Annotated in this window: 25 protein-coding genes; 9 read left to right on the top strand and 16 right to left on the bottom strand. The window is 66.8% G+C overall.

Translation table 11 applies throughout. The features are described 5' to 3' along the window. Positions 1-123: 123 nt before the first annotated feature. Positions 124-507 carry a helix-turn-helix domain-containing protein gene (locus tag ABZW16_RS17370; protein WP_354956907.1) on the bottom strand — a complete coding sequence of 128 codons (384 nt, stop codon included), beginning with the start codon at positions 505-507 and terminating at the stop codon, positions 124-126. A 91-nt stretch (positions 508-598) separates the two neighbouring features. Between ABZW16_RS17370 and ABZW16_RS17365 the strand changes: the two genes are divergently transcribed. Continuing rightward, the gene (locus tag ABZW16_RS17365) at positions 599-1,264 is read left to right on the top strand and encodes an NAD(P)-binding domain-containing protein (RefSeq protein ID WP_354956906.1); all 666 of its coding nucleotides are present in this window, start codon (positions 599-601) and stop codon (positions 1,262-1,264) included. A gap of 235 nt (positions 1,265-1,499) precedes the next feature. Here the strand turns inward: ABZW16_RS17365 and ABZW16_RS17360 are convergent, their stop codons facing one another. From ABZW16_RS17360 to ABZW16_RS17340, 5 genes are all read right to left on the bottom strand, one after another. Further along, positions 1,500-2,246, bottom strand: coding sequence for a phosphoglyceromutase (locus tag ABZW16_RS17360; RefSeq protein WP_354956905.1), 747 nt, complete (start codon positions 2,244-2,246; stop codon positions 1,500-1,502). Positions 2,247-2,300: 54 nt separating this feature from the next. Then, positions 2,301-3,206 carry an ROK family protein gene (locus tag ABZW16_RS17355; RefSeq protein WP_354956904.1) on the bottom strand — a complete coding sequence of 302 codons (906 nt, stop codon included), beginning with the start codon at positions 3,204-3,206 and terminating at the stop codon, positions 2,301-2,303. Between the two features lie 91 nt (positions 3,207-3,297). Continuing rightward, positions 3,298-3,798 carry a YbjN domain-containing protein gene (locus tag ABZW16_RS17350; protein WP_354956903.1) on the bottom strand — a complete coding sequence of 167 codons (501 nt, stop codon included), beginning with the start codon at positions 3,796-3,798 and terminating at the stop codon, positions 3,298-3,300. Continuing rightward, on the bottom strand, positions 3,795-5,222 hold the full coding sequence (mshA, locus tag ABZW16_RS17345; protein WP_354956902.1) for a D-inositol-3-phosphate glycosyltransferase: 1,428 nt from the start codon (positions 5,220-5,222) through the stop codon (positions 3,795-3,797). Before mshA ends, ABZW16_RS17350 begins: the two co-directional genes overlap by 4 nt. Positions 5,223-5,394: 172 nt before the next feature. After that, positions 5,395-6,216: an alpha/beta hydrolase gene (locus tag ABZW16_RS17340; protein ID WP_354956901.1), complete on the bottom strand. Its 822-nt coding sequence runs from the start codon at positions 6,214-6,216 to the stop codon at positions 5,395-5,397. A gap of 98 nt (positions 6,217-6,314) precedes the next feature. Between ABZW16_RS17340 and ABZW16_RS17335 the strand changes: the two genes are divergently transcribed. Together ABZW16_RS17335 and mscL are read left to right on the top strand one after the other, a co-directional pair. Beyond that, on the top strand, positions 6,315-7,049 hold the full coding sequence (locus tag ABZW16_RS17335) for an SDR family NAD(P)-dependent oxidoreductase (protein ID WP_354956900.1): 735 nt from the start codon (positions 6,315-6,317) through the stop codon (positions 7,047-7,049). 125 nt (positions 7,050-7,174) lie between these two features. Next, the gene (mscL, locus tag ABZW16_RS17330) at positions 7,175-7,624 is read left to right on the top strand and encodes a large conductance mechanosensitive channel protein MscL (protein WP_354956899.1); all 450 of its coding nucleotides are present in this window, start codon (positions 7,175-7,177) and stop codon (positions 7,622-7,624) included. 66 nt (positions 7,625-7,690) lie between these two features. Here the strand turns inward: mscL and ABZW16_RS17325 are convergent, their stop codons facing one another. Together ABZW16_RS17325 and ABZW16_RS17320 are read right to left on the bottom strand one after the other, a co-directional pair. Beyond that, positions 7,691-8,929: an Ig-like domain-containing protein gene (locus ABZW16_RS17325; protein ID WP_354956898.1), complete on the bottom strand. Its 1,239-nt coding sequence runs from the start codon at positions 8,927-8,929 to the stop codon at positions 7,691-7,693. 68 nt (positions 8,930-8,997) lie between these two features. Next, the gene (locus ABZW16_RS17320) at positions 8,998-10,089 is read right to left on the bottom strand and encodes a UDP-N-acetylmuramate dehydrogenase (protein ID WP_354956920.1); all 1,092 of its coding nucleotides are present in this window, start codon (positions 10,087-10,089) and stop codon (positions 8,998-9,000) included. 40 nt (positions 10,090-10,129) lie between these two features. On the opposite strand from ABZW16_RS17320, the gene ABZW16_RS17315 reads away from it, so the two are divergent. Beyond that, positions 10,130-10,615, top strand: coding sequence for a DUF2505 domain-containing protein (locus ABZW16_RS17315; protein WP_354956897.1), 486 nt, complete (start codon positions 10,130-10,132; stop codon positions 10,613-10,615). A gap of 323 nt (positions 10,616-10,938) precedes the next feature. Here the strand turns inward: ABZW16_RS17315 and ABZW16_RS17310 are convergent, their stop codons facing one another. Beyond that, positions 10,939-11,481 (bottom strand): VanZ family protein, encoded by a 543-nt coding sequence (locus ABZW16_RS17310; RefSeq protein ID WP_354956896.1) that lies wholly within the window; start codon positions 11,479-11,481, stop codon positions 10,939-10,941. A gap of 121 nt (positions 11,482-11,602) precedes the next feature. On the opposite strand from ABZW16_RS17310, the gene ABZW16_RS17305 reads away from it, so the two are divergent. Further along, the gene (locus ABZW16_RS17305; RefSeq protein ID WP_354956895.1) at positions 11,603-12,124 is read left to right on the top strand and encodes a DUF2505 domain-containing protein; all 522 of its coding nucleotides are present in this window, start codon (positions 11,603-11,605) and stop codon (positions 12,122-12,124) included. Next, on the top strand, positions 12,094-12,888 hold the full coding sequence (locus tag ABZW16_RS17300) for a class I SAM-dependent methyltransferase (protein ID WP_354956894.1): 795 nt from the start codon (positions 12,094-12,096) through the stop codon (positions 12,886-12,888). Before ABZW16_RS17305 ends, ABZW16_RS17300 begins: the two co-directional genes overlap by 31 nt. A 39-nt stretch (positions 12,889-12,927) precedes the next feature. Here ABZW16_RS17300 and ABZW16_RS17295 read toward each other — a convergent pair whose 3' ends face one another. Beyond that, complete coding sequence (locus tag ABZW16_RS17295; protein WP_354956893.1) at positions 12,928-13,536, bottom strand: hypothetical protein; 609 nt, start codon at positions 13,534-13,536, stop codon at positions 12,928-12,930. Positions 13,537-13,635: 99 nt separating this feature from the next. On the opposite strand from ABZW16_RS17295, the gene ABZW16_RS17290 reads away from it, so the two are divergent. After that, positions 13,636-14,361: a DUF2993 domain-containing protein gene (locus tag ABZW16_RS17290; protein ID WP_354956892.1), complete on the top strand. Its 726-nt coding sequence runs from the start codon at positions 13,636-13,638 to the stop codon at positions 14,359-14,361. A gap of 567 nt (positions 14,362-14,928) precedes the next feature. Here the strand turns inward: ABZW16_RS17290 and deoC are convergent. Then, positions 14,929-15,555, bottom strand: a complete 627-nt coding sequence (deoC, locus tag ABZW16_RS17285; protein ID WP_354956919.1) for a deoxyribose-phosphate aldolase — start codon at positions 15,553-15,555, stop codon at positions 14,929-14,931. Positions 15,556-15,750: 195 nt separating this feature from the next. On the opposite strand from deoC, the gene ABZW16_RS17280 reads away from it, so the two are divergent. After that, positions 15,751-16,320: an N-acetyltransferase gene (locus tag ABZW16_RS17280; protein ID WP_354956890.1), complete on the top strand. Its 570-nt coding sequence runs from the start codon at positions 15,751-15,753 to the stop codon at positions 16,318-16,320. Between the two features lie 479 nt (positions 16,321-16,799). Here the strand turns inward: ABZW16_RS17280 and ABZW16_RS17275 are convergent, their stop codons facing one another. Then, entirely contained in the window at positions 16,800-17,075 is a 276-nt protein-coding gene (locus ABZW16_RS17275) for a hypothetical protein (protein ID WP_354956888.1), read from the bottom strand. Between the two features lie 127 nt (positions 17,076-17,202). Here ABZW16_RS17275 and ABZW16_RS17270 point away from each other — a divergent pair, with 127 nt between their 5' ends. Next, entirely contained in the window at positions 17,203-18,156 is a 954-nt protein-coding gene (locus ABZW16_RS17270) for a formyltetrahydrofolate deformylase (RefSeq protein WP_354956886.1), read from the top strand. Between the two features lie 324 nt (positions 18,157-18,480). Here the strand turns inward: ABZW16_RS17270 and ABZW16_RS17265 are convergent, their stop codons facing one another. From ABZW16_RS17265 to ABZW16_RS17250, 4 genes are all read right to left on the bottom strand, one after another. After that, positions 18,481-19,515 carry an alpha/beta fold hydrolase gene (locus ABZW16_RS17265; RefSeq protein WP_354956881.1) on the bottom strand — a complete coding sequence of 345 codons (1,035 nt, stop codon included), beginning with the start codon at positions 19,513-19,515 and terminating at the stop codon, positions 18,481-18,483. Between the two features lie 677 nt (positions 19,516-20,192). Next, entirely contained in the window at positions 20,193-20,489 is a 297-nt protein-coding gene (locus tag ABZW16_RS17260) for a DUF2516 family protein (RefSeq protein ID WP_354956879.1), read from the bottom strand. Between the two features lie 72 nt (positions 20,490-20,561). After that, positions 20,562-21,206, bottom strand: a complete 645-nt coding sequence (locus ABZW16_RS17255; protein ID WP_354956877.1) for a heparin-binding hemagglutinin — start codon at positions 21,204-21,206, stop codon at positions 20,562-20,564. Then, a complete protein-coding gene (locus ABZW16_RS17250) occupies positions 21,203-21,703 on the bottom strand; it encodes a helix-turn-helix transcriptional regulator (RefSeq protein WP_354956875.1) in 501 nt (166 codons plus the stop codon). The genes ABZW16_RS17255 and ABZW16_RS17250 overlap by 4 nt, the downstream gene beginning before the upstream one ends. Between the last annotated feature and the right edge of the window lie 4 nt (positions 21,704-21,707).

The following is a 21,707-nucleotide window of genomic DNA, read 5'->3' as shown; positions in this document are numbered from 1 at the left end:
TGAATCGTACGGTCGCCGACCGACAACCCAACTCGGGGTACGTGAAGTTTCGCGCAGGTCATGGGTACTTCGAGCCTTGTTAGCCGATCGTTTACGAGTTGTTACCCCCCGCCGCCGCGAGCATCAGTCGTCTTCGCCCGCCAGCGCCGCGCCTACCGCACGACCGTGCTTGTCCACCCATTCACCCAAGGCATAGATCGGGGTCAGCAGGTCGCGTCCGGCTTCGGTGAGCTCGTACTCCACCCGCGGCGGGGCCTCGGCGTAGCGGTGGCGCTCGATGAGGGTCATGGACTCCATCCGGCGCAGGGTCTGGGTCAGCATCTTCTGACTGATGCCGCCGATGGCCGCGCGGAGTTGGCCGGGACGCATCGGGCCATCGCGCAGCATGTACACGATCACCGTGAGCCAACGGTTGCCGAACAGGTCGACACCGAGTCGGGCCGGGCAGTCGGCCTCGTAATCGCCGTATGGCGCGAATTCCACCGGCTGTGCGGATTCGACCGTCATGACACCAGCCTGCCACCGCTATTGCGCACCTTCGGGTGCCTATCGGAATCCCTAGCGTCGCTTCCGAATACATCCCGAGCTAGGAGTTGGTATGCGAATCGGAATCATCGGGGCCGGAGCGATGGCGAGGGCACTGGGTGGCGGCTGGGCCGCGGCCGGACATGAGGTCGTCATCGGTGCGCGGTCCCGCGTGGCAGCGGACGAGCTAGCGGCATCCATCGGGCACGGGGCACGCGGCGAAAGTATCGGCGCGGCGGCCGAATTCGGGGCGGTCGTATTGCTCGCGCTTCCGGTAAGTGCCCTTGACGAAGTGCTCGGCGAAATCGGCGGCTCACTCGCCGGACGAACGGTGATCGACTGCACCAATGCGTTCCTGCCGGACGCGGCCGCGCCGGAGGGGGTGCTGGCCTTCGTGCTGTCCGAGGACGCGGTCGCCGCACGCATCGCGGCAACGGTTCCGGATGCGCATGTGGTGAAGGCGTTCAATGTCTGTGCGGCCGAGGTGTGGGAATCGGAGAGCCGCGTCTTCGAAAACAGCAGGCTGGCGGTCCCGATCTGCGGCGACAACGCGGACGCGGTGCGACAGGTCGCAGTGCTCGCCGAAGATCTCGAGCTGCAACCGATTTCGGCGGGCGGACTGCATCGCGCCAAATACCTCGAGGCCACCTCGGTATTCACCGTCGGCCTCTGGTTCGCCGGTGCGGATGCCCGCGCGATCTTCCCGCCACTGGCGGCGGCATTCGCCGTGGCCGACTAGGGCCGAGTGGCCCAGGTCCGAGCGTGCACCCCCGCCCATACCCCGCGGGTTCGAGCATGAATGCGCGAGAAGTGCACGCTCGGGCCGGATTCGGCTTACCAGCCCGGGTTCCCCCGCACCGGGATATTGACGAAACTCGGCGCACGGACACCCGACCGCGCGGCAGCCGGAAACAGCAACGCGCCGCGACCGATGCCGGTCGCGGCGCGTCGTCGGCCTCAGCCGAAGGAAATACCTACTTGCCGCCCTGGCTGGCGACGGCCGCGGCACCCGCGGCGGCGGCCTCGGGGTCGAGGTATTCGCGCGGGCGAACCGGGCGCAGGTTCTCGTCGAGCTCGTAGCGCAGCGGGATGCCGGTGGGGATGTTCAGGCCCGCGATATCGTCATCGGAGATCTGGTCCAGGTGCTTGACCAGTGCGCGCAGCGAGTTGCCGTGTGCCGCAACGAGGACGGTCTTGCCGGAGAGCAGGTCCTTGGAGATGGTCGACTCCCAGTACGGGACCATCCGGTTCACCACGTCGAGCAGGCATTCGGTCTTCGGGACGTCGATGCCCTGGTAGCGCGGGTCGCCCTCCTGGCTGTACTCGTTCGCCGGGTCGATCGGCGGCGGCGGGGTGTCGTAGCTGCGCCGCCACAGCATGAACTGATCGTCGCCGTACTGGTCGCGGACCTGCGTCTTGTTCTTACCCTGCAGATCGCCGTAGTGGCGCTCGTTCAGGCGCCAGTCGCGCACGACCGGGATCCAGTGCCGGTCGGCGGCGTCCAGCGCGATATTCGCGGTGCTGATCGCGCGCCGCAGCACGGAGGTGTAGACGATATCGGGCAGAATGCCGTGTTCGGCCAGCAGTTCCCCGGCGCGCTTCCCCTCGGCCATGCCCTTATCGGTCAGGTGCACATCCACCCAGCCGGTGAACAGGTTCATGGCATTCCATTCGCTCTCGCCGTGGCGCAGCAGCACGAGGGTGTACGTCATGCCCGCCATTCTGGCATGCGCGCGAACCGCGCTCGCACCCGTTCCCGCCGGTCAACCGACCACTCAGGAGACGGCGTCGGCGGTATCGTGCCCCGCGGCCAGGACGCCGGCGCCAACGAGGGTGGCGCCGTTGGTGATTCGGGACGGCACCACCCGCAGGTCGTGCAGGAAGTCCAATCCGGCGTGCCGGATCAGCGCCGCACGCAGCGGTTCCCAGAGCGGTTCACCCGACTGCGCGAAGCCGCCGCCGATCACCACCCGATCGATATCGAGGGTCGACGCGGCGGAGGCGATGGCCGTGCCGAGCGCCGTTCCGGCCCGGTGCAGCGCGGCGAGCGCGATCTCGTCACCGGAGTGCGCGGCCTTGGCGAGTCCGGCGCCGGTTTCGCCGCGCCAGCCCTGCTCACGCGCCCAACGCACCGATGACATGCCACTGGCGATCGCCTCCACACAGCCGACGCCGCCGCATTCGCACGGCACATCCCAGCCCGGCACCACGATATGGCCGACATGCCCGGCATTGCCGGTGCGACCGAGCACCACCCGGCCATCGGCGATGATGCCGCCGCCGATGCCGGAGGAGACCGTCATCGCCAACCCGTTCGGCACCCCGCGCAGCGCACCGACATGATGTTCGGCCAAGGCCAGACAGGCGCCGTCGATGGCGAATCGGACCGCGGCGGAAGGAAAGAGCCGCTGTACCTCGGCGACGATCGGAAAGCCCCACTTCCATTCCGGAATGTTCAGCGGACTGGTCATACCGGTGCGCACATCGACGGGTCCGGCCGAACCGATTCCGATCGCCGAGACCGTCGCATCTCCCGCCACCTCGCGCAACAGCTCGCGGCAGGCCGACCACACCGCTTCGCGAGGCACGTCGACGCGTCGCACATCGCGCACCTGCCGACCCGCGTAGACCACGCCGACGGCGAACTTCGTGGCACCGATATCCAGAGCAAGAACCATCATCGTCGTGCGGCCTCCTATACCTCGCGGCCCATTCACACAATGCGCCACAGCGCGATTGTCGCCTACACCGGACGTGTCGGTGCGCGATCGCTCAGGGCTGGTCCGCGGCTTCGACCAAGTGCTCGAAGGCGCGCAGGTTCTCGAGTGATTCGCCGCGCGAGACCCGCCACTTCCATTCCTTCCGAATGGACTCGGCGAAGCCGAGTTCGAGCAGGGTGTTGAAGTCGGCGTCCACGGCCTCGAGGACCTGGCCGAAGACCCGGTCCAGTTCGTCGGGGGTGACGGCGTGGGTGGCCATGCGGCCGACCAGGTAGATATCGCCGACCCGGTCCAGGGTGTAGGCCAAACCGTAGAGGCGGCGGTTGCGCCGCAGCAGGAATTTGTAGACGCCCTCGAAGTTCTCATCGGGCTTGCGGCAGACGAACGATTCGATCCGCACGCCGTGCTTGCCGACGGTGAGCATGACGGTGGTCTTGAGCTTGCGCTCGCCGGGCAGGATGACGACGAAGGTGTCCTGGCTCGGGTGGGTGTACTCGATCTCCCGGTCCCGCAGCGTTTCGTCGATCAGCTGCGCGGTCGCGGCCGTACTCATCGGTGCGCTCCCGTCCGGCGCCGCCACAGCGCCCGCGATCTGGCCTGACTGCTCTCGCCGAGGAGAGCGGCACTGCGTTCACCAGCGAGGCTAGCCCGTTCACCGGGCGGTTCGGCCCGCGCGCTATCGAGGACCAGGCTGCGGCGGGCACTGAAACCCGAGCGGATCGCGCGGAAATCGGCCAGCGCCGCAGAATAACTGGTGAGCAGTCCGTCGGCGGTGTGTTCCCAGGAGAAGTGCGCGGCGTGCTCGACCGCGTGCAGACCCATCCGGTGTAGTCGCCCGGCATCGTCGAGCAGGTGGCCGAGGGCGTCGGCCCAGTCCGGCGTCTGGTGTCCGGGCACCAGCAGACCGGTCTCGCCATTGCGCACCGCCGTGCCGAGTCCGCCGACATCGGCCGCGAGCACGGGGGTGCCGCTGGCCTGGGCCTCGATGGCGACCAGCCCGAACGATTCGTTATAGCTGGGCACCGCGACCAGATCGGCGGCCCGGTACACCTGGACGAGCCGGTCCGGCGGCTGCGGCGGCAGGAAGGTGACGTGGTCGGCGATGCCGAGCGCGGCGGCGAGTTCGATCAGCACATCCGGACGCTCCAGTCCGGTGCCGGACGGTCCGCCGACGATGAGCACCCGCAGCTTGCGCGCCGGATTCCGGTGCAGCAGTTCGGCCGCGGCTCGGACCAGCACATCGGGGGCCTTGAGCGGCTGGATGCGGCCGATGAACGCGACGATCTGCTCGTCGGCGCGCAGGCCCAATTCGGCCCTGGCGGCGGCCTTTTCACCCGGACGGTAGCGGGTCAGGTCCGCACCGGGCGGCACCACGTCGATGCGCTCGGGATCGGCACCGTACAGCTCGACGAGCTGACGCGCCTCCTCCGCGGTATTGGCGACCATCCGATCGGCCTCGGCGATCACCTGCTTCTCGCCGATCTCCCTGGTCGCAGGTTCGGGACAGTCCCCTTCGGCCAGCGCCGCATTCTTCACCGCGGCCAACGTGTGCGCGGTGTGCACCAGCGGCACCCGCCAGCGGTCGCGCGCCAGCCAGCCGACCTGACCGGAGAGCCAGTAATGCGAATGGACGAGGTCGTAGTGGCCGGGCAGATGTCTGGCCTCTTGGCGCAGCACCTCGGCGGTGAACGGGCACAGCTGGGTCGGCAGATCGCGCTTATCCAGTCCCTCGAACGGTCCGGCCACCACATTGCGCACCAAGACCCCGGGGGCCGCCTCCTGAACCGGCGGAACATTCGAGGAGGTGGCCCGGGTGAAGATCTCGACCTCGGTGCCGCGTCGGGCCAGCTGAATGGCGGTTTGCAGCACGTAGACGTTCATGCCGCCCGCATCACCGGTACCCGGTTGAGCAAGTGGTGAGGTGTGCACCGATAGCACGGCAATCCGATTGGGCCGTAGGTCCGGGCGTTGACTCACACTTCCATAGTGCACGGTGCATTGCCGAACTCAGACGCCGTATCCGAGCCAAGTGACGGCTGTCACAGCGTTTCGTGCGGCTTCTCATCCGCCGGTGCGACTATTCGCCCGGCTAGAGCACGGAACCAAGTCTGTTCGAGCCGGGCCCGCGGCGCCAGCGAATTTCGGACGGCTAATTCAGCTCGTCGATGAACGCGCCGACCTCGGCGACGAACCGGGCGCGATCCTCGATGAACAGCCCGTGCTGCGCGTCCTCCCAGAACGAGGCGCTGGCATCGGGCACGGCGTCGACGATGTAGCGGCCGTTCTCGATGGGCACCACCGGATCCTTGGTTCCGTGCAGGACCAGCACCGGAATATCGAGGGTGCGCAGCGTTTCGGTGTTGTCGACGGTGCGGTAGAACAGCGCCTTGCGCACCCGAGGCGGTGTGCACAGGCTCGCCCCGAACAGTCGCTGCGCATCGACACCCTTATCCGGGCCCGGCCCGGTATTGGCGTTGCCGAAGGCACCGAATGCGCGCACCGCACGTCCGGCGCTTTCGTCGAAGACGCCGGGCATGGCCTCCTGCATGGCCGAACCGGTCTCCGCGCCGGGCGCTCGGCCGATATTGGCCATCGAACCCGAGTAGATGACACCCGCGACCGCGCCGGTGCCGTACGCGGTCAGGTAATCGGTGAGCACGATGCCGCCGTAGGACCAGCCGAGCAGCACCGCCCCGGTTTCGACGCCCTCGGCCGCCAGCACCGCGGCGATATCGGCGGCCCAGTTCTTCGGATCGTCGTAGCCGGTCTCCGGTGCGTCGGAGTAGCCGTGACCACGCAGGTCGACGGCGATCACGCGGAAGCGCTCGGCCAGTTCGTCCGCGGCCGCACCCCAGCACTGCAGGTTGGCCGACCAACCGTGCACCAGCACCAGCGGCCTGCCCGCCGCCGGGCCGCTGACCCGATAGACGATGTTCGTTCCGTCCGCACTGACCGCATCCCGAATAGCCATGCCCCGAGGCTAGTAGCGCCCGAGCCCGGGGCGTGATCCGGGCAACAGCCGGGCTCGCCAGCAAATGTGGAGCGCGGCGACTGCATAGGATCGGCAATATGAGCATTCGCACCGCCGTCGTCACCGGAGCCAGCTCGGGAATCGGGGAAGCCACCGCCCGGGAACTCGCCAAGCAGGGTTATCACGTGTACGTCGGTGCGCGCAGGCTCGACCGACTGCAGGCCCTGGCCGACGAAATCGGCGGTACCGCACTCGAACTCGATGTGACCTCGGATGACTCCGTGCGCGCGTTCAACGATGCGATCGACGGCGCCGATGTGCTCGTCAACAATGCGGGCGGCGCGAAGGGCCTGGCCCCGGTGGCCGAGGCGGACCTGGACGACTGGCGCTGGATGTGGGAAACCAATGTGCTCGGCACGCTGCGGGTGACCAAGGCGCTGCTGCCGAAGCTGATCGCCTCCGGCGACGGCCTCATCGTCACCATCACCTCGGTCGCCGCCTTCGAGGCCTACGACAACGGCTCCGGCTACACCTCGGCAAAACATGCCCAGGCGGTGCTGCACCGCACACTGCGCGGCGAATTGCTCGGCCAGCCGGTGCGGCTCACCGAAATCGCGCCCGGCGCCGTCGAAACCGAATTCTCGCTGGTCCGCTTCGCCGGGGACGCGGAGCGCGCCGCGAAGGTCTACGAGGGCATCGACCCGCTGGTCGCCCAGGACATCGCCGAGATCATCGGGTTCGTCGCGTCGCGACCGTCACATGTGAACCTGGACCAGATCATCGTCAAGCCCCGTGACCAGGCCGGGCCGGGTCGCTTCGCGCGCCGCGGCTGACGGAATCGGCGATACTCCATCTGGATTCGAGCGGTCGCGATAGCTGTAAATTCGCCCCGATCGCTGGCGGCGGTTAGCATCGCGAGTTTGAAACACATATAGACCAGATTGGAGTTGTTCGGCTCATGCTCAAGGGTTTCAAAGATTTCCTGATGCGCGGGAACGTTATCGATCTTGCGGTCGCGGTGGTCATGGGCACCGCGTTCACCGCGGTCGTAACGGCGGTGACAAAGGGAATCATCAATCCATTACTCGCGGTCATGGGCAAGACCAATGAGTTGGGGCTCGGCATTCAGCTGGCCGCCGATAAACCCGCCACCTTCATCGCGGTCGGGCCGATCATCACCTCGCTCATCGACTTCGTCATGGTCGCCGCGGTCCTGTACTTCGTGCTGATGGTGCCGATGAAGACCCTGAAGAACCGGTTCGGCACCGCCAAGGTGGCCGAGCCGACCGAGGTCGAACTGCTCATCGAGATCCGGGATCTGCTGGCCAAACAGCAGGCGGATTCGATCATCGATGCCGAAACGTTCGGCAAGGACGGCTCGCTGGTCAAGGATGGCGCCGCCCGGTAATCACCTGGCGTCGAATACGATTCGCCCCCGCCACGATTGCGATCGTGCGGGGGCGAAATTTATCGGCTAGCGCGGCGGTCCCGGGGCCACCGGGGTAGCGGAAATGCTGGCACCGGAGGTTCCGTCCGAGGCGGACAGCGACTTCCACTGATTCCAATCGATGGTCCAGTCGTAGAGGTCACCGTCGGCGGCGGACAACTGGATCGAGGTGCCGGTCACCTCGACCGGATCGCCGTAGAGCGCGGTCGGGAAGAATGCCTGCGCGTCAGTGGGCGACAAATTGATGCACCCGTTGGTGACATTCGAGGAGCCCTGTGCCGAAACCGATTCCGGGTTGGCGTGGATGAATTCGCCATTGTTGGAGATGCGTACGGCCCAGCGTTCGCGAACGTTGCTGTAGAACGGCGGATTCGACATCAGGAAGTCTTCGTACTTCTCGGTGACCACGTGCACACCCGTACGGGTGACATTGCGTGCCTGATTGCCCTCGCCGTAGCTGACCGCGAAATCGAAGACGGTCTGTCCATCGCGCACCACCTGCATGCGGTGACTCGGCGCGCTCGCCTTGACGATCTGGCTGCGGCCGATGCGGAAATCCGAAGTGAGATCGGTGTATCCGTAGTTTCCGCCGCCGAGATCCAGGCCGTAGAGCTTGGCCGCGACGTGCACGGTGGTGCCGGGCACCCAGTAGTCCTTGGGCCGCCAGTGCACGCGGGAGCCGCCGTTCTCGTCGGGGAACCAGGCCCATGCGCCCTCGGTCGGCGGGGTGGTGGTGACCGTGAGCGCCTTCTCCACCGCGGCCTTGTTCTGCACGGATCCCTTGAACTGCAGGATGATCGGCGCGGCGATGCCGACGTCCTGGTTGTCGGCGATATTGAGCGTCGCGGGGAAGGTGTTCTTCGGCGCGAGCGTGGTGAAGGCGCCATCGATCGGAACCGGCTTGCGGTCGGCGCCGATCGCGGTGCCGGACCAGGTGTATTTGGCGTTGTAGCCGAGCGGTTCGGTGATCTGGTAGCTGCGCTTGTCCGGGGCGAGTTCACCGGTGACCTGCTTGCCATTGGCATTGGTCAGTGCGATCTGGTCGATGGTGCCGTTGGCGACGGTGACCGAGACCGGGGCGGTCGGGTTGACGTTCTTGGCATCGGCGGCCGGTGCCAGTGTGACCTTGGCGACCGGGGTGTTGTCTGCGGCGGCGTCGGCTTTGCCGCCTTTATCGGTCGTGCATCCGGCCACCAGCGCGACCACGACGAGCAGCACGGCGGAGACGGCGACGGCAGGTCTATGAATGCCTGGACGAATGCTCACCGCATCGAATTTACGCGGCGAGAACCGTTCGCTCGGCTAGCGAAGAGTGTGGTGTACGTTGCACCCGTTTAAAGGTCGACTCCGATGGGTACCGGCTCCGGTTCCAGCCGGATCCCGAACCGATCGGCCACCCCATCACGGACCGCGCGGGCCAGCGCGACCAGATCGGCGGCGGTCGCGGCACCGCGGTTGGTCAGCGCCAGCGTATGTTTCGTGGACAGCCGGGCCGGGGCGTCCGGCCCCGGGAAGCCCTTGGCGTAACCAGCCCGCTCGATGAGCCAGCCCGCGGAGAATTTCACACCCTCGGGCGCGGGATAGGTGGGGATAGTGACATCGCCCACATGAGCGGTGATGGCGGCCTTCACTTCGGCGACGCGGTTGTCCGCGATGACCGGATTGGTGAAGAACGAGCCAGCGCTCCAGGTGTCGTGATCGGCGGGGTCGAGCACCATGCCCTTGCCGGCCCGCAGCTTCAGCACCGCGGACCGGACCTGGTCGGCGGGACGGGTGTCACCGTTGGTCGCACCGAGTGCGTTGGCGAGTTCGCCGTAGCGCAGTGGTGCGCTCGATCCGTCGGGGTTGAGTGCGAACTCCACCGCGAGCACCACGGCGGTATCGCGGTGCTTGAGCGCGCTGGTGCGGTAGCCGAAGCCGAGTTCGGACGGGTCGACCCAGCGGATCTCACCACTCGCGCGATCCAGCAGCCGCACCCGGCGCAGCAGACTCTCGACCTCGACACCGTAGGCCCCGACATTCTGTACCGGCGTCGCACCGGCCGAGCCGGGAATGCCCGACAGACACTCGAGCCCGCCGAGCCCGGCCTCGACCGTGGCCGCGACCACGGTGTCCCAGTTCGCGCCCGCCTCCACGCGGACGCCGTCCGCATCGATCTCGACGCCGTCGTTGGCCACCCGAACCACGACGCCGTCGAAACCGTCGTCGCCGATCAGCAGGTTGGAGCCGCCCGCGAGCAGCAGCAGCGGAATGCCCGTCGCGTCCAGCGCGCGCACCGTCTCGACCAGCGCTTCGGTTGTCGCGCACTCGGCGACCGTCGCCGGACCGCCGACCCGCAGCGTGGTCAGGTCGGCCAGCCGGACCGATTCACGCATCCGCGCACCGCTATCGGTCAGCAGCTCGCGCAGTTGATCCGACGACACCACCCGTGAAGTTCGCACGCTCCAGACGGTAGCCTGTTCGACCATGGCTACACCGCTGGCGTACACGGCCCGCTACTCGTATCCGGTCGCCGTCGTGCGCGCGGCCTTCGCCGATGAGCAGTACTGGAAGGACCGCGTCGCCGAGGTGGGCGGCGACAATGCCCGGCTCGATTCGGTCACCGTCAGCGGCGACCAGGTCGAGGTCGAGATGGTGCAGTCCATCTCCGCCGAACTGCTGCCACCCGCGATCACCGCGGTGCGCCCCGGCGATCTGATCATCCCGCGCACCGAGAACTGGACCGCCGATTCGGCCACCTTCACCGCACGCGTCGAGGGTGCGCCCGCCGAGGTCCGCGGGACCATCACCCTCTCAGCCGACGGCTCCGGGTCGGTAGCTCAGACCAACGGCACCATCGAGGTGAAGGTCCCGCTGTTCGGCGGCAAGATCGAGGCCGCGATCGCCGAGCGGCTGACCGAACTGCTCGTATCCGAGGAAGAGTTCACCAACAACTGGCTCACCCAGCACTGAGTTCGACACTGCACCGCCGCGCCACCCATAACAGCGCGCTCGCCCCGAGCTTCGTCCGACAAACCCGCCCCCAGGGCCGAGCGCTCCCGAACCGCTCGCATCCAAGGAAGAGTCCACCAACAACTGGCTCACCCAGCACCGAGTTCGACACTGCACCGCCGCGCCACCCATAACGGCGTGCTCGCCCCGAGCTTCGTCCGACGAACCCGCCCCCAGGGCCGAGCGCGTCCCGAACCGCTCGCATCCAAGGAAGAGTCCACCAACAACTGGCTCACCCAGCACCGAGTTCGACGCCGGACCGCCGCGCCACCCATAACGGCGTGCTAGCCGCGAGCTTGGTCTGACGAGCTCGCCCCAGGGCCGAGCGCGTCCGGGGCAGACACCCACCAGCGGAATGATGCGAGTCCGGCGAGCAGTGCTCCGATGGCATTGACGAGGACATCGTCGACCGACGAGTGACGGCCGATGCTCGAGGCGAACTGCAGCATCTCCACCGCGCTCGACAGGCATGCGCCGACCAGCAGCAGTCGCCACGGGTCGGCGAACCACGCCCACCGTAGGGGCAGTAGCGAGCCGAGGGCGGCGAATACCAATAGGTTTCCGCCGAGCTGCTCGATGATGCGGTCGTCGCGCAGCTGATCGGTTAGATCGCGCAGCGGCACCGGATTCAGCGAGCGACCGCTGCCCGCCGGGGTGAGGAGCATCCACAGCCACGGCGCGGTGCCGACCACCATGCCCACCTCAGCGAGGGCGGTGCGCCATTCGCCGCGACGCCGCGCCAGCCACCACGCAACCAATCCGGCGAGCGGTAGTGCGGCCATCGACGCCAGTATCACCGCGCCCCACGCCGCCCACGTGCCGTTCATCCCACAAGTCTGGCCGGACAATGTGGCGATTCCGCGTGTCGCCGGTGTGGGGTTTGTGGCCAAGCCCCACAGTCAGCGCCGGGCGATGGGGCGGCAAGCGCTGCCGGTAACGTAGACGCTCATGGCTCGCCGACTGGACTATTCAGCCCGCTATCCGCTGCACACCACAAAAGAGCTGTACGCGGCGATGTCGACCCGTGAGTACTGGGAAGACCGGTGCGCGGAGCTGTCGAAGTACTCGCCGGGCAACGAGATCGCCAGCCTCGAGGTCAGCGACTCCGGCATCGATGTCGTGCTCAACCACATCCTGCCGCGCGAGATGCTGCCGGAGATCGCGCAGGCGGTGATGCGCAAGGACATGGTCATCACCCGCAAGGAGAGCTGGGGACCGTTCGACGAGAACGAGTCCGTCGGCAAGTTCTCGGCCTCCATTCCGGCCGGGCCGGGCAGCCTCGGCGGCACGATTCGGCTGTTCCCCACCGACACCGGCTGCACCGTGCGGTTCTCCTCCGAGGCCAAGGTGTTCATCCCGATGGCCGGCCCGCGGCTCGAACAGCTGATGCTGGTGAACCTGGTCGACCTGTTCCGCGGCGAGGCCGAACAGACCGTGAAGTGGCTGGAAGAGCAAAACCCGACCCATTGAAACCGGTCGGCACCATCACCAGGGGCACCACCGGTGTCAACCGACTTCGACGCAGCGACCGCTGGCTGATCCACGACGAGCTGATCGCCACGCGCCTGCGCGAGGCCGCCGATCCCCTGGTCATCGACCTCGGCTACGGCGCGAGTCCGTGGACCACGCTGGAGTTGGCGGCCCGACTGCGCACGGTCCGCCCCGATTTGCGGGTGGTCGGGCTGGAGATCGATCCGGAACGGGTGGTGCCCGGCCGCGACGGCGTCACCTTCGCCCGCGGCGGCTTCGAATTGGCCGGTCTGCGACCGCATCTGGTGCGCGCGTTCAATGTGCTGCGGCAATATCCGGAAGCGGCCGTGCCCGATGCGTGGGCCACCATCCTGTCCGGCCTTGCCGCGGACGGTCTGCTCGTCGACGGTACCTGCGATGAGCTGGGCCGCCGCTGCGCATGGGTGCTGCTCGACCGCACCGGACCGCTGTCACTGACCCTGGCCTGGGACCCCTTCACCGTCGAGCGCCCGTCCGATATCGCCGAGCGCCTGCCAAAGGCGTTGATCCACCGCAATATCCCCGGCGAACCAGTCCACACACTGCTGACTGCCGCCGACCGCGCCTGGGCGCGGGCCGCACCACTGGCACCGTTCGGCCCACGAGTCCGCTGGCGCACCGCCGCGGAATACCTACGCCAAGAGGGCTTCCCGGTGTGCAGCTATCGCCGCCGCATGCGCGACTGCGTACTCTCCGTGCCGTGGTCCACGGTCGCCCCAAATTAATCGCGCACCGAAATACCGGCCGGGCACGCACCGTATCGATCACACGCCGGTGAGGGCACGGCGCACTCGGGCCGCCGCCCGGGGCGGCAGACGCACACTCGCGGAACGGATTTCGTCGATATCACAACGGCGGATGGCGACCGCGTCGCCGACCACCTCGTCCAGCGCGGACTGTCCGATATCGGCCTCGGCCAGATCGAGCACCGTGCGCACGGGTGTCGTCACCAGAAACGGACCCGCGGATTCGAGATCGGCGGGGACCAGTGCGCGCCGCAGCACCACCAGCCTCGGCGTAACCGGCGGTCGGCCCGCGCCGACCGATAGGTGCAGAAATCGCGGACGTAGTCGCCCGAGTCCATGCAGATCCGCCGCGCTCTGATGGGATACCGCGGCGGCACCGTCGAACCAGGCGGCCCACATGGCGTATTCATCGAGCGGGCCAGCGGGCCAATCGGTCAGGCGCAATAGCCCCACCCCGGCCCGCGTCACCGATCCGTCGCCGAGTCCGGCGCGCACTCGCGCCTCACATCCGGTGCGCAAGACCTGTCTGGTGGTGAAGAACCCCGCGTGGCGCCCGGCCAATCGCCGCAGCACACGCCACCCGTGCTCGGCGGAATCGAGGGAGCGGCCCGCCGCGTCGCCAGCCATGTCGACCAGGCTACGCTCGAATCTTGTGTCACATGTCACAATCGAACCCCTCACCGCGCCCACAGAGCGAGCTCAGAAAAGTCCGGAAGAATCGAGCGCATGAGTACGAAGAGCCCATCCACCCTGAAGGTGAACCGGCGTGCCCTGGTGATCGCCCTAGTCGTGGTCGCGATTCTGCTCGCTACCGTGCTGGTCGGCGGGGAGGCGTATGCCAGACATCAAGTTTCGCGTTGCATCAGCACGCAATTCGAGAAGGATATGGGCTCGAAGATCGATGTGAGCTTCGGCCCCAAACCGATGCTGATCACCTGGATCGACGGCAAGGTCGGCCAGGTGAAGGTGGACAGCGCCGACACCAAATTCGGCCCCGCCGTCGGCATGGTGGTTCATGCCAGGTTCAACGATCTCGAGATCACCGATAGCGGCCGTACCGGCGGCACGATCGGCAGCTCCTCGGCCGATGTCACCTGGGGCAACGACGGCATCCGGGAGACCCTCGGCGGCCTGGTCAGCGGCGTATCGTCCTCCGCATCGACCGGAATGCTGACCCTGGATGTGCTCGGCGGGATCGCGCAGTTGCAGGTAAAGCCGCAGGTGAAGAATGGCGCCGTGGAGATCGAGACAATGTCGGCGGCACTGCTCGGCATCGGACTGCCGACCGATCTGGTGTCGGGCATCGTCGGCGTCTTCACGCAGAGTCTGCAGAGCTACCCGCTCGGCATGAAGGCCACCGAGATCAAGGTCACCGATAACGGCATCGCGGTGAAGTTGGCCGGCGGTCGCACCGAACTCCCCGCCGCCCAGGGCAATAACGTCAGCTGCTGAGGTATCCGGACAGCAATGCCGTTCGTCCCCTACGGAGTTCGCCAGGCCCGAACCCTGCCGCGCCGGATTCCCGCTCTCCGAGTAGCTCTGTCACGAGGTGCCATTGATGAATGAGCCTGGCAGGGAACACTCCGGGGAACTGAGCGCCCCCTGGCACGCTGTCCCGGTCGCGGAATTGGTGGCGGACACCACCTCGCCGCACCTTCTCGCCGGATCGGCCGACCCGAAGAGCGCCACCCCGGAGCTGAGGCGCTGGCCGACGTCATGTCCGAATGGGTGAACGCCTGACAGACAACCGAATTCGCGGACCGTGCTCAACGTGCACCGTTTTGTCCGATCCAGCAACTTCTGCCATGTCGGACCACCCGACACCACAACCCCATTCGCCGACTACGCGCGACGTGCACATTCCTGCCCGATCGAGCGATCACTGCGATGTCGGACCACCCAACACACAACCGCACCCGCCGACTGCACGTGCACATTCCTGCCCGATCCGGCGACTACCACCATGTTTGGGGCGAAAGGTGCACGCGGTATCGACGGATCGGGCGAGCGAGCTTCGGATCAGTCCGGGAAACCGTCGAGCACCGCACCGGATTTCGAGAGACCGAGTCGCGTGGCGCCCGCGGCGATCAGCTCCGCGGCGGCCTCGGAGGTGCGGATGCCGCCGCTGGCCTTCACGCCGAGCCGCCCGCCGACCGTCTCGGCCATCAACCGAACCGCGTGCACGCTCGCCCCACCGGCCGGGTGAAATCCTGTGGAGGTCTTCACAAAATCGGCACCGGCGCGCTCGGCGACCCGGCATACCTCGACGATCGCGGCGTCGGGCAGCGCCGCCGATTCGATGATCACCTTGAGTACCGCACGGTCACCCACGGCCTCACGCACCGTCACAATGTCGGAGAGCACCGCGGTGTAATCGCCTGCGAGCGCGGCACCGACGTCGATCACCATATCGACCTCGGCCGCGCCCTGTTCGACGGCGAGGCGCGCCTCGGCACCCTTGATCAGCGAATGGTGTTTCCCCGATGGGAATCCGGCGACGGTCGCGACCACCAACCCGGGCGCGCGCACCGGCAACATAGACGGCGATATGCAGATCGCGTACACGCCGAGTTCGCGTGCCTGCGCGACCAACGCGTCCACCTCGGCGTCCGTCGCCTCCGGCGCCAGTAACGTGTGGTCGATCATGGCGGCCACTTCGGCCCTGGTAAGCGACGCGGAATTTGCCACAGGGTGAGAGTCTGGCATACCGGTGGCGAATTCCATTGCGCGCCTCGGATGCATCGCGCACACTCGATAATGTCGGTGGAGCCGCTGCGACTGCCCTGCCGACAGCTGCGCAGCTGCGGATGGCCCAATTTTCGTTCAGGAGGAGACGACACCGTGCTGATCCGTCGCGAACGTGCCGACGATGCCACCGCGATCGCGGCCGTCCACCGCAGCGCCTTCGGACCGCATTACGCGAATGGCGATACCGATCGGCGGGAAATGGCCGAACTCACAGGTGAACTCGCCGATGTGGCCGATCCACCCGAAGTCGATCTCGTCACTCGGCTGCGCAGCGATTCCGGCTGGATCCCCACCCTCTCGATGGTCGCGGTGGAACACGATGCCGTAATCGGCCACGTCTGCCTCACCCGCGCCGGTGTAGGCCCGTTCCCTGTGCTCGCACTCGGCCCGATCGGCGTCCTAGCCGAACATCAGGGCCATGGCGTAGGCGCGGCCATGATGCACGCCGCCCTCGGCGCCGCGGACGCCCTCGACGAACCCCTCATCGGCCTACTCGGCAGCCTCGACTTCTACCCCCAATTCGGATTCGTCCCCGCCGCCCGCCTCAGCATCACCCCCGACACCCCCTCCTGGATCTCCCACTTCCAGATCCGCCCCCTCTCCGCCTACGACCCCCAGATCACCGGCGAATTCCACTACGCCGAACCATTTTACGACCTATAACAGCGCCCCCCAGCTTCCGCAATCACACTGAAGTCCAGCAACACAGATTCACCCCCCCTCACCCCACACCCCATCAACCCCTGCCCCAAGCGATGTTTCATGATCAGAATGCGCTGATGCAGGCAAACGCCGAGAGCCCTCTGCATCAGCGCATTCTCGCGAGAGGGCGTTGTGGGGGAGCTGGAGCGGAAGGGTGGAGGCGGTGCCGGGCGGGGTTCAGTGGGCGCCAGCGTTCCGGAGCCACAGGCGCATAACTTGGACCGTTCACCAACCGCGTCGGCGACACCTCTCGCATACCTAGTTCAAGATCACCATGCAATCACGCAGGCAAACGTCGAGAGCGACGCGGCATCAGCGCATTCTCGACGAAGCCAGCTTGGCTCGCGACATCGACGACGCGGCTTGCGTAGCTACTTCAAGACCATCATTCGATGGTGGGGCATGCGTCGAGAGTGGGGCTGGGGAGTGCATTTTGAGGGTTAGTCGTGGTGGAGCATGGTGTAGATGTAGGAGCGTTCGTGTTTGCGGGAGACCCAGGTGCCTTCGGGAGGTAGGGGGCCTTGGCCGGGGTTGTCGAAGGGGCGGCTGAGGACTTCGCCGGAGTCGGTGCAGATGGACCAGCCGAAGTCGGGGAGGCGGCGGCACCAGAGGTCGTGGTCGACTTGTTTGTAGGAGGGGTGGCCGTAGGCCCAGCCTTCGCGGACGAATTCGTAGGTCAGGCCATCGAGCTGTCGGACGAACTTCACACGCGTCACGGCCGCATCCTCACATCGGGCCCTCGAGCCGTACGCGGGCCACTCATGTTTATTATCCGGCGTCGGCGAGCACCGCGCGAGCAAACCTGTTGCGCGGGCGTCATGGGCGACCTGGGAGGATGAGGCCATGAGTTCCGCTCCACCCGCTCTGGACGACCGCCGCTTCGTGCTCACCCTCGGCTGCCCGGACCGTCCCGGCATCATTGCGAGGATCACCTCGTTCATCGCCGAATTCGGCGGGTCCATTGTGGAGGCCGGTTATCACTCCGTGCCGGGAGCGTCCGGCCCGGAGGCGGCAGCTCGTGTCGGCCAGGGAGCGCCGCGGGATACCGCCGCCGATACCGGCTGGTTCTTCACCCGTCAGGCGATCAAGGCGTCGACGGTGCCGTTCGGCATTGCGGAACTGCGTGACCGCTTCGCGGGCGTGGCGGCCGACTTCGGCCCGGAGACGGAGTGGCAGCTGCTCGACTCCGGTGAACGCCGCCGCGCCGTTCTGCTGGTCAGCAAGGACGGCCACTGCCTGCACGACCTGCTGGGCCGCGCCACCAGCGGCGAACTGCCCGCCACCATCGAAGCGGTGATCGGCAACCACCCGGATCTCGCCGGTATGACCGAAGCACACGGCGTCAAGTTCCACCACGTGCCCTTCCCCAAGGATCCGGCCGAACGCGGCCCCGCCTTCGACGAGGTCCGCGCCCTGGTCGACGCCCACGACCCGCACGCCGTCGTCTTGGCCCGCTTCATGCAGGTGCTGCCCGCCGAACTCTGCGAACACTGGGCGGGCAAGGCGATCAATATCCACCACAGCTTCCTGCCCTCGTTCGTCGGCGCCCGCCCGTATCACCAGGCCTTCGCACGCGGCGTCAAGCTGATCGGCGCGACCTGCCATTACGTCACCGCCGAACTCGACGCGGGCCCGATCATCGAACAGGACGTCATCCGCATCGACCACGCCGACGAAGTCCGCGATATGGTCCGCCAGGGTCGCGATATCGAACGAGTGGTCCTGGCCCGCGGCCTCCGCTGGCACCTGGAGGGCCGAGTCCTGGTCCACGGCCGCCGCACCGTCGTCTTCTCCTGACCCACCGAAATCGGCTCGATACGCCGACGACCATATGATTCGCCTCGACAAGTAAGCGCTCGACAACGCGACAGCCGGTCGAGCTGGCTGGCGACTGCGGGCTCACCTGCCCGCAATCAGGCAGCTGGACAACAGCTTCCAGCCTGCTCATCTGTCTAATGTTGCGCCGCAGCAGAACTCGAGCAGCGGCACCCGGCCACAGGCGGTCGACCGAGCAGCATACGGCGGCTTGTCCCCGCAGCTTTTGGCGTGGTCGCCCGCCTGCGGTCGCGCCGCAGGCGGCGATCGATCAGCGGCATCCGGTGGGCAGGGGCGTGCGGTGGCTCAGCTGACGGCTGCGGCGGGCTGGTGGACGGACTCGAGGATCAGTGCTAGTTCCTCGTTGAAGCGATCGAACATCTCGGCATTGCCGAGGTGGCCCTGGGGTAGGACCTCGTATTTGACCAGACTGCCGGTTTCGCTGAGCATCTCGGCGATTCGTTCTGAATGCACCGGCGGTGTCATGTCGTCGAACTCGCCTGCCAGGATCGTTGTCGGCACAGTGAGATTGCGTGCGGATTCGCCGAGATCCAGTTCGGCGAGCAGGATTCCGAATTTCGCACGTACTCGGGCGGGGCAGGAGCGGACGATGGCGAGGCTGTAGTCGACCACGTCACCGGCCGAGCGCGGGCTCATGATCTGCCGGGTGAAGGCCCACTTCACGGGGGCGATCGGCGGGAAGACGATCGGTGTGCCCAGGCCGAGGCGGCCGATGAAGTGCGGCAATGGGATTCGCAGGTGCAGCAGCGGGAGCGGCGTATTGAACAGCGGTACGACGGTAGTCTCGGCGACCAGCTGCCCCGGTGCGGTGTTGGTCAGCAGTACCGCGCTGGCCTGCTTCGCGACCCGGTCGGGATAGCGTCCGGCCCATGCCTGCAGCGTCATGCCGCCCAGGCTGTGGCCGACCAGCACGGCCCGTTCGCCGGGGTGCAGGGTCGCATCGAGCACGGCGGCCAGATCGTCGGCGAGCAGATCGGTGGTCAGTGGACTGGAACCCAGTTCGCTCTCGCCGTGGCCACGCACGTCATAGGCGATGACGCGGTATTCCCCGGCGAACGCGTTGATCTGCGCGTTCCAGTATTCGATGGCGCAGGTCCAGCCGTGCACCAGCACGATCGCCGGAGCATGGGCCGGTCCGTAGGCGTGCACCCGCAGCCGCGCACCATCGCGAGTGACCACGGGAACGACCTCGTACGGCGCCGTCGGCGGGTTCAGCGCCGCGATCGCATAGGTACGCGACCGCAGGTCGGCGCGGTGTGTACGGACCAGCCCCCGGACCTGACCAGGGAAGTCCCTACCTGCAGGCACCATTGCACGCATCGGACACTCCTTTGTGTAACTGTCAGAAACAGTAACCCGGAGTGCTAGCTAGTGCAAGCACCAAAAGTTATCCGGCGTTCCGCCGTCGGCGAGAAGCGAGCGCAACCGCCACACCCAATCCCCCGATGCGCACCAGCCACTCGAGGGGACCGACCGCACACGACTACAACAGGCGCGGCACGCGCTGAACCCCTCCAACTTCAGCCGCATCGACCAAATCGGTACCGGTCACGATGATGACCCGCGCAACGGCCGCACCCTCGCAATCACCCCAACGAGCAACGACCCCTGACCACCCAAAAAGCACCCACCAAACGCAACCACGACGAGCGCGGCCCGCGGAATCTCGTTTGCTTTGGGCACAGCCGAGTAGATGCCGGTCGCCACGACAGAGGCAGCGCGACGGTCACACTCACTCGATCACCCCAGCAAGCAAACGGCCCAAGGCCATCCAAGGGGGTACCCGGCCCAAATCATGGCGGTCACGCTGATTCAGAGGGGACGACGGCCGCATCCATCACCCCGATAAGCAACTCCCTGCGACCCGGCCGAAGCGCCCCGCCCCACTACCTGCGCAGCGCACGCTGAATCCCATCCACTCATCGGCGACATCGTTCGAGCAGACAACACTCACGACGATGAGGACACGCCCGATCATCCCCGGGCCAGGGGCACCGCTACCAGCGCGGCCCGCGCTGAATCTCATCCACCTTCGGTCGCACGTCCGCCAGATACACGCCGGTGGCGATGATGGAGACCAAGGCGAGCAAGCTGGTGACGCTGAGGGAGAGGAGCAGGAACAGGAGAGCTGCGCCGAGGATTGCTATCCAGATCGGTTTTGTCAGCTTGTCCACTGCTGTGAAGGCGTCGGGGCGTTGGCGGATGGCGTGGATCAGCGCGAAGATTGTCGCGCCGAGCGCCAAGAGCCGCAGCCCGTCCAAGATCCAGCTGGCCAATCCGTGCGCTGTGTCCACCAGCCCATCATAGAAGCAACGGCCCCGCACACGCCGGGTGTGCGGGGCCGTCGGGGCGGAATATGAAGGGCGTCAGGCCTTCTTGGGGGCCGCCTTCTTGGCCGGAGCCTTCTTGGCGGCGACCTTCTTGGCCGGAGCCTTCTTGGCGACACCGTCGGTGGCGGGCTCGGTCTCGGTGGTCACCTCGACGACCTCGGCCTCGACGACCGGGGCGGCCGCTTCCTCGACCTCGTCCTTGGCCGGACGGCCGATCAGCTCGTTGACCTTGGCGAGCGCATCCTCGGCGCGGGTGGCCGCATCCTTGTAGAGGGTCTCGACCCGCTCGATCTGATCCTCGACCAGATGGTTGGCGCGCAGCCGATCGACGGTCTCCTCGCCGCGCACGGCCAGGTCCGCGTACAGGTCCAGGACCTGGTTGTAGTACTTCTCGGCGAGCGCCCGCAGCTCCTCCGGGGTGAACTTCTCGCGCAGTTCGGCCAGGTCCTCCGGCAGCTCGGAGGGCAGCCCGGACAGCCGCTCGCGCAGCGACTCGAACTGGGCACGCACATCGGCGGGCACATTGACGAAGCGCTCACGGGCCTCTTCGACCCGGCCGCTGACATCGGTGGAGGCAGCGCGCTCGCGCACCTGGGTGACGGCGTCGACAAACGCGGTGTACACCGCGTCACCGGCGCCGACGGTTGCGAACAGTGGCTTGATACTCGAGTTTTCGGTCATTCTTCGTTCTCCTGGCGTGGCGGAGTAGGTGTTGTGCTCGGAACGTCGCTGTCCCATTCAGTCCCCCCTGGTTCGCTTCCTCCGTTTTCCCGGCGAAACGATTCATAGATGTCCAGCAGCACCTGCTTCTGCCGTTCGCTGATCCACGTATCGGCAAGCAGGGCATCCCGGACCGGACTGTGCGGCCGCTGCTCGAGATAGCCAGCCCGTACGTACAACACCTCCGAAGAGACCCGCAGTGCCTTGGCGATCTGCGCGAGTACTTCGGCGGACGGATTGCGCAATCCGCGCTCGATCTGGCTGAGGTATGGATTACTCACTCCCGCCAGGGCGGCGAGCTGACGCAACGAGACTTGCGCGGCTTCTCGCTGTGCCCTGATGAAACCTCCGATGTCGTGCGCCGCATTCGCGACACGCGCCGCCTTTTCGCCGACGCCGCCGGATCTCTCCTGCGATTCGTCGGTGTACTCGGCGGAACCTTCGGGCTGGTCTGCCATCACT

It is taken from the genome of Nocardia sp. NPDC004604 (assembly GCF_040609795.1).
Classification (GTDB): domain Bacteria; phylum Actinomycetota; class Actinomycetes; order Mycobacteriales; family Mycobacteriaceae; genus Nocardia.
Note: the sequence above shows the minus strand (reverse complement) of the source record. Positions and strands in the feature narration are given on the sequence as shown.